Source organism: Pseudomonas sp. ENNP23, from assembly GCF_001728945.1.
Lineage (GTDB): Bacteria > Pseudomonadota > Gammaproteobacteria > Pseudomonadales > Pseudomonadaceae > Metapseudomonas > Metapseudomonas otitidis.
On sequence record NZ_LYSP01000007.1, the window covers coordinates 105,659 to 118,154 of the forward strand.

Genomic DNA, 12,496 nt, shown 5'->3' on the forward strand with positions numbered 1-12,496 from the left:
GTTACCGCCTGCTCCGGCATTGGTTTGCTGCCGCCATCCTGCAATCAGGCGGGACACGCCGAGGTGGGTAGCTTGGATGCCGCTCTTTGCATCCACCAGAGCGCGCTTGCCGCGTTGATGAGGCTGCGAGGTTTGATCCGCTTCGTGCCATGCGGTTCGGCTGGCCTCCCGGGCTGAAGCCCGGGCTACTGGATGTATCGCCCTATCCTGGCTGCAGAACAGTGGTTTCAGGCCTTTGCCGCCGCCTGCCACAGCACTTCGCCGATCCCCTGCCGCCGTGCGATCAGGCGGGCGGCGACGAAGAGCAGATCGGAGAGGCGGTTGAGGTAGGCGAGCAATTCCCCACGCAAGGGCTCCTCGGCGTTGAGGGCCTGGGCTCGGCGTTCGGCGGTGCGGGCGGCGGCGCGGCAGACGTGGGCCTGTGCCACCAGGCGCGAGCCGCCGGGCAGGATGAAGTTCTCCAGAGGGCCCAGCTCCTCGTTCCAGTGGTCGATGGCCACTTCCAGCCGCTCCACTTCGCTGGCGCGCAGCGATTGGTACTCCGGCATCGAGAGTTCGCCACCCAGGTCGAACAGGCGGTGCTGGCAGGGCGCGAGCACCTCGACCACTTCGGCCAGTCCGGGCCAGTCGGCCTGGCGCTCTGCCATCTCGGCCAGCAGCAGTCCGATCTGGCTGTTGAGGCTGTCCACCTCGCCGATGGCTTCGATGCGCGGATGGTTCTTGGAGACGCGGCGGTTGCCGGAGAGGCCGGTCTGCCCCTGGTCGCCGGTGCGGGTGTAGATCTTCGAAAGGCGGTTTCCCATGTCAGGCTCCTGGGGCGCTGGCATTCAACGGCAGGCGCAGGGTGAAACAGGTGCCCTGTCCGGGCTTGGACTGCACTTCCATCTGGCCTTTGTGGTTGTTGGTGATGATGAAGTAGGAGACGGAAAGCCCGAGCCCGGTGCCCTGGCCCACCTCCTTGGTGGTGAAGAAGGGTTCGAAGATGCGCTTGCGCACGTTCTCGGGGATGCCCACGCCGTTGTCCTCCACCTGGATCTCCGCCCAGGGCGGCGCCAGGCGGGTGCGCAGGGCGATGTGACCTTCCTGCTCGTCCTCGCGCTGGTGAATGGCCTGGGCGGCGTTTTTCAGCAGATTGAGCAGCACCTGTTCCAGTTCGTTGGCGGTGCCGGGCACCGGACCCAGCTTCGGGTCGAACTCGCGGGTGATGCGCATGCCCTTGAAGTCGAAGCCCTCGGTGAGGTCGAAGTCGTTGCTGGCGATTTCCACGGCCTGGTCCAGCAACTGGGGCAACTGGCAGGGTTCCATCTGGCGGTTGCTGCGACGGCTGAACGCCAGCATGTGGGTGACGATCTTGGCCGCGCGGCTGCCGGCCTGGTGGATGCCTTCCAGCAGCTTGGGTACCTCGCGTGCCGCCAGATACTGGTTGACGGCCTCCAGGCGAATGCCGGCGGCCTCGGCCTGCTCGCGGTTCTTTTCCAGCTCGGGGGAGAGGCGGCGGCGAATATTCTGCACGTTGTGCAGGATGGCGCCGAGGGGGTTGTTGATCTCGTGGGCCATGCCGGCCGCCAGGCCGCCAACGGAGAGCATCTTCTCCGACTGCACCATTAGCTCTTCCATGGACAGGCGCTGGGTGATGTCGTCTATGCGGATCACCACGCCGCGCCCGGTGCCGCCCATCAGCGGGTAGAAGGTCAGGGCGTAGTGGTGCACCTCTTCCCCCATCAGCCAACTGACCCGCTCGACCTTCTCCACCCGGTGGTGCTCGGCGGTGCGCTTGATCTGCGGCAGGAAGGGCTTGAGCAAAGGGAAGGCGAGGAACGCCGGCTGGTTGAGCGCGTCGTCCAGCGGGGTGCCGGAGAGGGCGGTGGCTTCCTGGTTCCACTGGGTAACGTAGAGCTGCTCGTCGAGGGCGATCAGCGCCGACGGCATGGAGTCGATGATGCTGTTGAGGTAGTTCTGGAACCCCGTCAGCTTCTTCTCGATCTTGCTGCGCACCTGCACTTCCAGCTCCAGTTTGCGGTTGGAGTGACGGGTCTCCTCGGCCAGGGCCTGGGCCTGGTTGAAGGCCGCCTGGGATTCGTCCCGCGCGCGCTTGAGCTGCTGTTCGCGGGCTTCCATGCGGCTGAGCATGGTGTTGAAGGCGTCGGCCAGGCTGCCGATCTCGTCGCGGTGGCCGCGCTCGGCACGCAGGGAGTAGTTCTCTTCCCGGGTTACCTGGCGCGAGAGTTCTTCCAGTTCGTGGATCGGCCGGGTGATCAGACGGCGGATCTGCCGGGCCACCAGCATCCACATCAGGATGCTGCAGGCGAGGATCGCCAGGCTGGCGCTGAGGGTGCCGGTGTAGAAGACCCCCGGTAGCTCGCTGGAAGCCACCAGCAGCAGGTGGCCCGGCGGGCCTGCTGGTTGCGGCAACTCCACCACCTGGGTGCTGCGGAACTCGTGCAGGCGCCAGCGCTTCAGGGCGTCGGCGTGCTTCGGGAGCTTCAGGTCGCTGCCGCTGACCCGCTCGGCCAGGCGCTGGCCCCGGCTGTCGTAGATCGCCGCGGCGCGCAGGGGGCTGTAGCCCTCCAGTTGGATGAGCAAATGCTCGGCAGCCTTCGCCGAGGACAGGGCCTCGCCGGCCAGTTGCGGGGTGGCGATGAGCCGACCGAGGGTCTGCAGGGCCTGGGGCGCCATGCTCTCCTGTGAGATCCAGTAGGCGGCGCTGATGAAGGCCAGGTTGGCGATCAGCAGCACGGTGGCCAGCAGGACCAGCAGGGCGGCCAGCAGTTTGCGGCCGACGGACAGGTTCTCGAGGCGTTGGCGCAGGCTGTTCACGGGCAGGGTCCAGGCAGGGCGCGGGGAAGGCGGCAGGTTAGCGCGGGGCTCAGTCCTGGGGCAATCCGTGGGCGGCCAGGTGCTGGCGCAGGGCGTCCAGCAGCTGTTCCAGGCGTGGCAGCGACACGCCCAGGCGCCGTGCCTCGGCGCTGGCGTGACCGATCAGGTAGCGAATCTCGGTGCGTTGGCCGCGTGCCACGTCCTGGTACATGGAGGAGTAGTTGGCGGCGGTGGCGTCGATCACCCGCCACACCTCGCGGTGCAGGTCGTGTGCGGCTTCGGCCTGGCCGCAGGCCTGGAGCAGGTGGGCGAGTTCGTCGCACAGGCCGTTGACCGCATCCGGCTCGGCGGACAGTTCGCCGTTGCGGCAATGGTGCAGCACCGTCAACGGGTTGATCGCGCAGTTGAGCGCTAGCTTGCGCCAGAGTCGGGTTTCGATGTCGGCGGTCCACCCGTGGGGGATGCCGGCTGCCTCCAGTTCACCCAGCCAGGCCGGCGGGGCGGAGGCGAGTGGGTCGCCCAGCCAGGTGAAGCCCTGCCCGGCGAACACCACGCGGAAGTCCGCTTCGCGGAAGGCACCTTCGGTGCTGGAGGCGAGGATGCAGCGGGCCTGGGGCAGGCTATCCGCCACGGCTTGCTGGCTGCCGAGGCCGTTCTGCAGCAGCACCACCTCGGCACCGGGGGCCAGCCGTGCGCAGACGCTGGCCACGGCGGCTTCGGCGTCATAGGCCTTGCAGGCGACGAGCAGGCGCTGGATCGGGTCGGGGGCACTGGCGAGTTCGGCTGGCAGGGCGTAGGCCCGGGCCTGGCCCTGGGTCACCAGGGTCAGCCCGCCCGCCTGGTGGTAGGCGGCCAGACGTGCTTCGTCACGCAGCAGCAGGCGCACGTCCAGATGCGCCCGGGCGAGGCGGCAGGCCCATAGCGTGCCGAGGCTGCCGCTACCGAGGATGTGCCAGGTCATGCGCTGGGCAGGCGTATCGCGCTGACCCGGCCGCTGGCGTAGGAGTCCGGCAGAAGACGCTCGGCCCGCTCGAGCAGGGCCTCAACCTCCACCGGCAGGGCCTTGGCATCCAGGCCCACCAGGCTGATGCCGGCCTTGAGGGTGATGAAGCCTTCGCTGGTCTTGAAGGCCTTGAGGTTCAGGCTTTCATGCAGGCGCTTGAAGCTGCTGGGGGAGCACTCATGCAGGTCGCCCAGCAGGGTGATCAGGCCAAAATGGTTGTCGTCCAGGCGGGTCAGTACGTCCAGCGGGCGCACCAGTTGCTGCAGCCGGCGGGAAACGCCCTGCAGCAGTTCGTTGTAGAACGCCACGCCGTGCTGGTTGCGCAGTTGCGGCGCATCCTGCAGGCCGATCAGCAGGTAGCACAGGGCGCCGCCACGGGACTCCACCTGGCGCAGGCTGTCGGCCAGTTTCTGGCGCAGGTAGCGCGGGTTGCCGAGGCCGGTGAGGGAGTCCACCAGGTTGCGCTGCTCCAGACTGGCGATGTTCTGGGTCATCAACCGGTTTTCGTGGAGCAGGCGCTGCAGGGTGTTGCACAGGCGGTCGGCGGCGTAGACGCGGGGCACCAGTTGCTCGTTCATCGAGGACTTGCTGATGAAGTCGTCCACGCCGCGGTCGAAGGCCTCGCCCAGGACGTTCTCGCCTTCCTTGCCGGTCAGCAGGATGACGTAGGTGTAGTGATCGATCATCTCGTCGAGCTGGCGAACTCGGGCGGTGAGCTCCAGGCCGTCGATCTCCGGCATCAGCCAGTCCGCCAGCAGCACGTTCGCCGGTCGCTCTTCCAGCAGGCGCAGGGCTTCGCCCGCACTGTTGGCGAAGCGGACGTCCTGATAGCCGGCCTGGGTCAGCGCCCGACCGATCATCGCACTGGAGAACTTGGCGTCATCCACCACCAGGATGCTGAGGTGAGGGTTGGGCATGGCAGGCTCGCAAGAAAGACAGAAGAGGGGAGTTTGATGGCTCGGTGATATCAGCGCCTATTTCAGCAGGTTTTTACGCTGACGGTTAGCGCTGAACGTGTCGCTGCCAAGCATTCCCGCAAAAAAGGGAATCCTGATCGTTATAATGGGCGCCCATTTTCACCCGTCAAGCCAGGCGCATCCCTTACGTGATGTGGGTCGCGCCGTCTATCTGGAGGAAACCCATGCCATCGTTCGACGTGGTGTCCGAGCTGGACAAGCACGAACTCACCAACGCCCTCGACAACGCCACCAAGGAACTGGAGCGCCGTTTCGACCTGCGCGGCAAGTGCAGCGTGGAAAGCAAGGACAAGTCCGTCACCATCACCGCCGAGGCCGACTTCATGCTGGAGCAGGTGCTGGACATCCTGCGCAACTGCCTGATCAAGCGGAAGCTGGATATCCAATGCATGGAGCTCAAGGACCCTTACCCGTCCGGCAAGGTGGTCAAGCAGGAAGTGAACTTCCGCGAGGGCATCGACAAGGAACTGGCGAAGAAGATCGTCGCCCTGATCAAGGACAAGAAGCTCAAGGTCCAGGCTGCCATCCAGGGCGAGCAGGTGCGTGTCACCGGCAAGAAGCGCGACGACCTGCAGGAAGCCATCGCCCTGCTGCGTGGCGAGTCCCTCGGCATGCCGCTGCAGTACACCAACTTCCGCGACTGACCCGTTGAACCTTCGCGGTCTCTCCGCGTCGCACATAGGTCCGTTTGCCGCTCTGCTTGCCAGGGCGGCTGCGGTTTTCTCGAGTCGATAGAAGGAGGTCCGCATGGACATGAACCTCGACAACCTGGTCAGGCAGTCCGAAGCCTGGCTCCCCGTCATTCTCGAATACAGCGGCAAGGTCACCCTCGCCCTGGTGACGCTGCTGGTCGGCTGGTGGCTGATCAACCTGCTCACCAACCGGATCAGCGCATTGCTGTCGATGCGCCGGGTCGACCTGACCCTGCACCGCTTCATCTCCAACCTCGCAAACGTTGCTCTCAAGGTGCTGCTGCTGGTCAGTGTCGCCTCGATGATCGGCATCGAGACCACCTCCTTCATCGCCGCCATCGGTGCCGCCGGCCTGGCCATCGGCCTGGCGCTGCAGGGCAGCCTGGCGAACTTCGCCGGCGGGGTGCTGATCCTGTTCTTCCGGCCGTTCAAGGTGGGCGACTTCATCGAGGCCCAGGGCGTTTCCGGGACCGTCGACAGCATCCAGATCTTCCACACCGTATTGCGCACGGTTGATAACCGCACGGTGATCCTGCCCAATGGCGCGCTGTCCAACGGCATTATCACCAACGTGTCCAGCCAGCCCACCCGGCAACTGATGTACGACGTGAAGCTCGATTACGCCAGCGACCTGGGCAAGGCGCGGGAGGCCCTGCTGGCCCTGGCGGACGACCCCCGTGTGCTGCAAGATCCCGCACCGGTAGTGGTGGTGGCGGCCCTGACGGACACGGCCATCAACCTCTCCCTGCGCCTATGGACGGCCCGCGGCGACTATGGTGCGGTGATGTTCATGCTCAACGAGCAGGTGCGTGACCGTTTGCGCGCGGTCGGCGTGGAGCTGGCCCAGCCGTCGAGGCTGGTGCAGGTCCAGCCGGGCTAGGTCCGGATGATGAAAAGAGGCCGGTGATCCCGGCCTTTTTCATGGGCGTTCGGAGGAGGGCGGCGCTGCCGGTTCCTCGGCCTTGGGCTCGCCGGGTTGCACCGGTTGGCGTGACTCACGGTTCCACTGGATGGCGATCAGCACCAGGGTGGGGATGCCGAGAATGGCAGTGAGCTGGAAGAACTGGTGATAGCCCAGGCTCTCCACCATCACCCCCGAATAGCCGCCGATCAGGCGTGGCAGCAGCATCATCAGCGAGCTGAGCAGTGCGTACTGGGTCGCCGAGAACTTCAGGTTGGTCAGGCTCGACAGGTAGGCCACGAAGGCCGAGGTGGCGAGCCCGGCGCTGAAGTTGTCGCAGGAGATGGTGAGGATCAGCATCTGCAGGTGCGCGCCCATGTCGCTGAGCATCACGAACATCAGGTTGGTGGCCGCCGAGGCGGCACCACCGATGAACAGGATGGGCAGGATGCCGAAGCGCACGATCAGCAGGCCGCCGGCGCCGGCGCCCAGCAGCGTCATCACCAGACCGAAGACCTTGCTGACGCTGGCGATCTGGTCTTTGGTGAAGCCCTGGTCGATGTAGAAGACGTTGGCCATCACCCCCATTACCGTGTCCGACATCCTGTAGGTGGCGATCAGCCCCAGCAGCAGAAGGGCGTGCCAGCGGTAGCGCTGGACGAACTCGCTGATGGGCGTCACCACCGGCGCCATCAGCAGGCGACCCGGGGCGGAGAAGCAGGCCAGGGTGATCAGTACGAACAGCGTGCCCCGGGGCCAGGCGCCCGAGGCATAGGCCTTGATGGCGGCCGCCGTGGTCACCAGGATCACGATCAGCACGATCATCGACACCGCCTGGTGGACGAAATCGAAGTTGGGAATCACCTTGCCCCGCGCTGCCGCCAGCAGTTGCCGGCGTTGCTGGCTGAGCAGGTCGCGCACCGGGGCGATCTGGCGGCGCCCCCAGGGCGACAGGCAGGCCACGAGGAACAGGAAATAGAGCAGGGCACGTGGCCAGGCGCGGTCGAGCATGCCGGTGATCATCGCCGGCAGGGAAATCAGCATCACCAGCAGGATCAGCACCGAGGCGAGCTGGTCCTTGAGGCGGAAGCGCGAGGTGTTGGCCTGCACCTGGGCATCGATGTGTGGCTCGCGCATCCACAGGCTGGTGATCAGCCCCGGCAGCATCAGCAACGCGAATACCAGGTAGGTGCTGGCCCAGGCGCGGTATTCATAGGCGCTGGCGGTGGAGCCGAACCCCTCGGCGAAGTACAGGGCGCCTGCAGTGGCGAGCAGGGCCGAGACCCGGTAGCCCAGCATGTAGCTGGCGGCCAGGGCGGCCTGGCGGCTGTCGTCGGCGATTTCCAGGCGGTAGGCGTCCACCGCGATGTCCTGGGTGGCCGAGGCGAAGGCCACCACCACCGCCAGGGCAATCAGCCAGGTCAGGTGCTCCTTGGGGTCTGCCAGGGCCATGCCCACCAGGCCGAGGGCTACCAGTGCCTGGGAGAGCACCAGCCAGGAACGGCGCCGGCCCAGGCGGCCCAGTAACGGCAGGCGGAACTGGTCCAGCAGCGGCGACCAGATCCACTTGAAGGCGTAGGCCAGGCCGATGAGGCTGGCGAAGCCAATGGTTTCGCGGGCGACGCCGGCCTCGCGCAACCAGACGGAGAGTGTGGAGAACACCAGCATGTACGGCAGGCCTGCCGCAAAGCCCAGCAAAAGCAGGGCCAGGGTGGCCGGACTGGCATAGGCGGCCAGGGCGGCTCGCCAGGTTCGGTGGGACATCAGGCGTGAGATCCAGAAGGCACGGGGCGGTCCTTGACGGCGTGCGTGCCAGGGGACCGCAACAAAGCGCGCACTCTAACCCTTGGGTGGCATGGGAAGCCAGCCGTGCCGACGCATGTCCACCCGTTCGTTGTGGATGAAGACCCCTTCGGCTCGCAAACGTGCCCGTTGCTCGTCACCGGAGACGGTTCCGGCAGGCAGGCTGAGCCGTCCACCCGCCGCGATGACACGATGCCATGGCAGGCGGGTGCCTTCCGGCAACTGACCGAGGGTGCGACCCACCCAGCGTGCTGCACGGCCCAGTCCGGCCATCTCGCCCAACTGCCCGTAGCTGACCACCTTGCCGGGCGGAACCTGGGCCAAGGTAAGGTAGAGGGCTTCGCGACGGGCTTCAGGGCTGGACAGCCGCAAATCGTCCTGGGCAGGGGGTGTTGACGGGGGCATGGCGGGTTCCGGCGGGCGGTGGCGGCCAGCATAGGGTGGTGCCGGGGGAGGGGCAACGTCGGAGGTGGTGACGGGAACTTGGCGACGATACGTCGGTCAGTCCTTGCTCAGTCGCCGGGCTTGCGGATAATGCCTGGCTTTTCCGCAAAGTCCTGAGCCTGCGTATCCATCATGTTGTCCAGAAAACTCCTTTGCCTGGCCCTTGTTGCCGCTTCGACCTCCACCTTCGCCGACACCGTCTGGATGAAGAACGGTGACCGCCTGACCGGCAAGATCCGGGTATTCGACGGCGGCAAACTGATGTTGCAGACCGATTACGGCGGTTCCATCCCGCTGGACTGGTCCAAGGTCGCCACACTGCAGAGCGATCAGGAACTCATGGTCAAGCAGGACGATCTCACCGGCGAGCGCGCCAAGACCCTCATGCCGGCCGAACCGGGCAAGGTGATCCTGGCCAATGGCGATGCGCCCAAGACCGTCGAACTGGCCAGCATCGAGCAGATCATGAAGCCCAAGCCCTTCGTCGAAGACCTGACCTGGACCGGCAACGTCGACGTCTCGCTCGACTACAAGCGTGCCGAGAAGGACACCGACGACTACGACGTCGACTTCAAGACCAAGGCCCGCCACGGCCGCTGGCGGCACAACGCCAACGGCGAGTACAACCGCGAGTTCCAGAATGAGGTGAAGACCACCGAGAACTGGGAGCTGGAGTACGCCCTCGACCGCTTCATCACCGACAAGTTCTTCTGGCAGGGCCGCGCCGGCTACAAGCGCGACAAGATCGAGGAGCTGCGCCGTCAGCGTACCTTGGGTACCGGCCCCGGCTACCAGTTCTGGGACGACGAACTGGGCGCCTTCTCCCTGGCCTCCCTGGTCAACCGCACCGACTACCAGTACGACACCGGCGAGAAGGACAACTTCTATGCCCTCGGTGTGAAGTGGGACTACAACCGCTATCTGGTGGGCAAGACGGTCGAACTCTTCAGCACTGGCGAAGTGGGCCGCCCGCTGGGCAACGCTGCCGATTACTCCCTGGATGCCGAGGTGGGCTTGCGCTACAAGGTCACCGATTGGGCGTCGCTCAACATGAAGGCCGAGCGCGACCTGGTCAGCGGCGCCGAAGGAGACACCGACCGCACCCGCTACACCGTGGGCTTCGGTATCGGCTGGTAACGGCGACCGGTATGAAAAAGCCCCGCTTCGGCGGGGCTTTTTCGTGGAGCGGGGCGCGCCTTACAGGCGCAGACCGCCGTCGAGTTCCAGTACGCGGCCGGTGAAGTAGTCGTTCTCCAGGATGTAGGCCACCGAGTGGGCGATCTCCATCGGCTTGCCCAGGCGCTTGAGCGGAATGCCGGCGGTCATCTTCTCCAGGGCCTCGGGCTTCATGCTGGCGACCATCTCGGTCTCGATGAAGCCGGGTGCCACGGCCCCGACGCGGATACCGTAGCGTGCCAGCTCCTTGGCCCACACCACGGTATCGGCCGCCACCCCGGCCTTGGCCGCGGAGTAGTTGGCCTGGCCCATGTTGCCGGCGCGGGAGATGGAAGAAATGTTGACGATGGCGCCTTCGTTCTTCAGCTCGATCATCTTGGCGGCCACTTCGCGGGTGCAGAGGAACACGCCGGTCAGGTTCACGTCGATCACCGCCTGCCACTGGGCCAGGCTCATCTTGGTCAGCTCGCCGTCCTTGACCTTGATGGTCAGGCCGTCGCGCAGAATGCCGGCGTTGTTCACCAGGCCGTTGATCGCGCCGAAGTCATCCGCCACCTGGCTGACCAGGTGGGTCACCTGCTCTTCGTTGGCCACGTTGCACAGGTAGGCGCGGGCGTCGCCACCGGCTGCCTTGCAGGCCGCCACGGCCTCGTCCAGGCGCTCCTGGTTGAGGTCGACCAGCGCCAGGCGTGCGCCCTTGGCCGCCAGGTATTCGCCCATGGCCCGGCCCAGGCCCTGGCCGCCGCCGGTGATGATGATGACCTTGTCTTTCAGCTGCATGGTGTAGCCCCTCGAACTGGGAATTATGGATCGCTGTGCCCCGCTGGCAGCCCGGAACCGTTATCCTGAGCGCCCGTCCGTTTACGACGGATTCTCTGCGAGGAGTCAGAAGGTGAGCGTGAAAGCCGCAAAGAATGCCCGAGAATTGCTGCTCAAGGAATACCGGGGCGTGCTCTCGACCCAGTCCAAGGCCATGCCCGGCTACCCCTTCGGATCGGTGGCCCCTTATTGCCTGGACGCCGAAGGGCGGCCGCTCATCCTCATCAGCCGCATCGCCCAGCACACCCACAACCTGCAGAAAGATCCGAAGTGCTCGCTGCTGGTGGGCGAACGCGGTGCAGACGACATCCAGGCCGTCGGCCGCCTGACCCTGCTGGCCGAGGCGCGCCAGTTGACGGAGCCCGAGGCCATCGCCGCTGCCGGTGCGCGCTACTACCGCTACTTCCCCCAATCCCGTGACTACCACTTGACCCATGATTTCGATTTCTGGGTACTGGAGCCGGTGCGTGCCCGTTTCATCGGCGGCTTCGGCGCCATCCACTGGATCGACGAGGTGGCCCTGGCCAACCCTTTCGCCGGGGAAAGCGAGACCGGGATGGTGGAGCACATGAACGCCGACCATCGCAGCGCCATCGACCACTACCTGGCCCTGCGCGGCCTGCCTGCCGATCCGACGGCCGAGCTGGTGGGCATCGACAGCGAAGGCTTCCATGTCCGGCTGGGTCAGAGTATTCACTGGCTGCCCTTCCCAACATCCTGCAACACACCGGGTGCGGTCCGTCAGGCCCTGGTGGCGCTGGCCCGGGCCGATCGCTGGCCTGATGCCGAGGCGCCCGACGCTTGAATTCGCCGGAGGCCGGCTTCATGTAGCTGTCTTACCGGAAGCCGTTCTTCCGCGAAGGAAACTTTCATGCGTGTCTTTGCGTTCCTCTTCCTGCTGTTCCCGCTCATCGAGCTGGCTGTCCTGATCAAGGTTGGCAGCGTCATCGGCGTCTTCCCGACCCTGTTGCTGCTGGTGGCCACCGCATTGCTGGGCAGCTTCATGCTGCGCATCGCCGGTGTTGCCACCGCCTGGCGTGCCCGCGAGCGGCTGGCCCGGGGCGAACTGCCGGAGCAGGAGATGCTCGAGGGATTGATGATCGCGGTCGGCGGCGGCCTGCTGCTGCTTCCCGGCTTCATCAGCGACCTCTTCGGGCTGGTTTGCATCATTCCCTTCACACGTCGCCTGGTCATCCGTCGAGTCCTGCAGCGGGTTACCCGGCAAGCCGAACGCCAGCGGGCCTTCTCCGACGACCCACTGGCACGCAATCAGCCGCGGCATAACGTCATCGAAGGCGAATACGAGCGTCGCGAAGACTGATTCCGCCCCGTTTTCCTGTGGTCGGAGGAATTTTTTTCGGGTGCCCCTTGAAATGCTGTCAGGCGACCCTATCTATCCGACACCGCAAGGTTACTGTCCCCAAGGGGCAGTTCAGACTTCCGCAGCGTGCCTGGCGCGCTGCTGCCGGCACCGCCGGCTTTTGCTAACCCGCCGGTGATTATCACCGGCGCCGGAAAACACTGATTGGGAGAGTTAGACCATGAAGCTTCGTCCCCTGCATGACCGCGTCGTGATCCGTCGCAGCGAAGAAGAAACCAAGACCGCTGGTGGCATCGTGCTGCCGGGCTCGGCTGCCGAGAAGCCGAACCGCGGCGAAGTGGTTGCTGTCGGTACCGGTCGCGTGCTGGACAACGGCGAAGTCCGTCCCCTGGCTGTGAAGGTTGGTGACCAGGTTGTGTTCGGCCCCTACTCCGGCAGCAACACCGTGAAAGTCGACGGTGAAGACCTGCTGGTCATGGGCGAGAACGAAATCCTCGCTGTCATCGAAGCCTGAACCCGACCCCTTTCCCACTTAGAGATTCG

Annotated in this window: 12 protein-coding genes and 1 pseudogene; 6 read left to right on the forward strand and 7 right to left on the reverse strand. The window is 65.5% G+C overall.

Features of this window, described 5'->3' with window-relative positions; all coding sequences use genetic code 11:
- Positions 1–227 precede the first annotated feature (227 nt).
- From A9G05_RS06215 to A9G05_RS06230, 4 genes and pseudogenes are all read right to left on the reverse strand, one after another.
- Entirely contained in the window at positions 228–803 is a 576-nt protein-coding gene (locus tag A9G05_RS06215; RefSeq protein WP_069560135.1) for a cob(I)yrinic acid a,c-diamide adenosyltransferase, read from the reverse strand.
- 1 nt (position 804) lies between these two features.
- Positions 805–2,817, reverse strand: coding sequence for an ATP-binding protein (locus A9G05_RS06220; protein WP_069560136.1), 2,013 nt, complete (start codon positions 2,815–2,817; stop codon positions 805–807).
- 49 nt (positions 2,818–2,866) lie between these two features.
- Complete coding sequence (locus A9G05_RS06225; protein WP_069560137.1) at positions 2,867–3,778, reverse strand: putative 2-dehydropantoate 2-reductase; 912 nt, start codon at positions 3,776–3,778, stop codon at positions 2,867–2,869.
- A pseudogene (locus A9G05_RS06230) lies at positions 3,775–4,746 on the reverse strand (response regulator); the annotation flags it as partial. The pseudogene A9G05_RS06230 and the gene A9G05_RS06225, both read right to left, overlap by 4 nt.
- Positions 4,747–4,961: 215 nt before the next feature.
- Between A9G05_RS06230 and A9G05_RS06235 the strand changes: the two are divergent.
- Together A9G05_RS06235 and A9G05_RS06240 are read left to right on the forward strand one after the other, a co-directional pair.
- Positions 4,962–5,441, forward strand: a complete 480-nt coding sequence (locus tag A9G05_RS06235) for a YajQ family cyclic di-GMP-binding protein (RefSeq protein ID WP_069560139.1) — start codon at positions 4,962–4,964, stop codon at positions 5,439–5,441.
- Between the two features lie 103 nt (positions 5,442–5,544).
- On the forward strand, positions 5,545–6,369 hold the full coding sequence (locus tag A9G05_RS06240) for a mechanosensitive ion channel family protein (protein WP_069560140.1): 825 nt from the start codon (positions 5,545–5,547) through the stop codon (positions 6,367–6,369).
- Between the two features lie 39 nt (positions 6,370–6,408).
- On the opposite strand, the gene A9G05_RS06245 is transcribed toward A9G05_RS06240, so the two are convergent.
- Together A9G05_RS06245 and A9G05_RS06250 are read right to left on the reverse strand one after the other, a co-directional pair.
- The gene (locus tag A9G05_RS06245; RefSeq protein WP_069560141.1) at positions 6,409–8,154 is read right to left on the reverse strand and encodes an AmpG family muropeptide MFS transporter; all 1,746 of its coding nucleotides are present in this window, start codon (positions 8,152–8,154) and stop codon (positions 6,409–6,411) included.
- 75 nt (positions 8,155–8,229) lie between these two features.
- Positions 8,230–8,598: an MGMT family protein gene (locus A9G05_RS06250; RefSeq protein ID WP_044409498.1), complete on the reverse strand. Its 369-nt coding sequence runs from the start codon at positions 8,596–8,598 to the stop codon at positions 8,230–8,232.
- A 171-nt stretch (positions 8,599–8,769) separates the two neighbouring features.
- Here A9G05_RS06250 and A9G05_RS06255 point away from each other — a divergent pair, with 171 nt between their 5' ends.
- On the forward strand, positions 8,770–9,774 hold the full coding sequence (locus A9G05_RS06255) for a DUF481 domain-containing protein (RefSeq protein WP_069560142.1): 1,005 nt from the start codon (positions 8,770–8,772) through the stop codon (positions 9,772–9,774).
- Positions 9,775–9,834: 60 nt separating this feature from the next.
- Here the strand turns inward: A9G05_RS06255 and A9G05_RS06260 are convergent, their stop codons facing one another.
- Positions 9,835–10,593, reverse strand: coding sequence for an SDR family oxidoreductase (locus tag A9G05_RS06260; protein WP_044409491.1), 759 nt, complete (start codon positions 10,591–10,593; stop codon positions 9,835–9,837).
- Positions 10,594–10,705: 112 nt separating this feature from the next.
- On the opposite strand from A9G05_RS06260, the gene A9G05_RS06265 reads away from it, so the two are divergent.
- The 3 genes from A9G05_RS06265 (at position 10,706) to A9G05_RS06275 (ending at position 12,467) form a co-directional block, all read left to right on the forward strand.
- Positions 10,706–11,437, forward strand: a complete 732-nt coding sequence (locus A9G05_RS06265; RefSeq protein ID WP_069560143.1) for a HugZ family protein — start codon at positions 10,706–10,708, stop codon at positions 11,435–11,437.
- A 66-nt stretch (positions 11,438–11,503) separates the two neighbouring features.
- Positions 11,504–11,953 carry an FxsA family protein gene (locus A9G05_RS06270; protein ID WP_069560144.1) on the forward strand — a complete coding sequence of 150 codons (450 nt, stop codon included), beginning with the start codon at positions 11,504–11,506 and terminating at the stop codon, positions 11,951–11,953.
- Between the two features lie 220 nt (positions 11,954–12,173).
- On the forward strand, positions 12,174–12,467 hold the full coding sequence (locus A9G05_RS06275; RefSeq protein ID WP_044409482.1) for a co-chaperone GroES: 294 nt from the start codon (positions 12,174–12,176) through the stop codon (positions 12,465–12,467).
- The last annotated feature ends 29 nt before the right edge of the window (positions 12,468–12,496 follow it).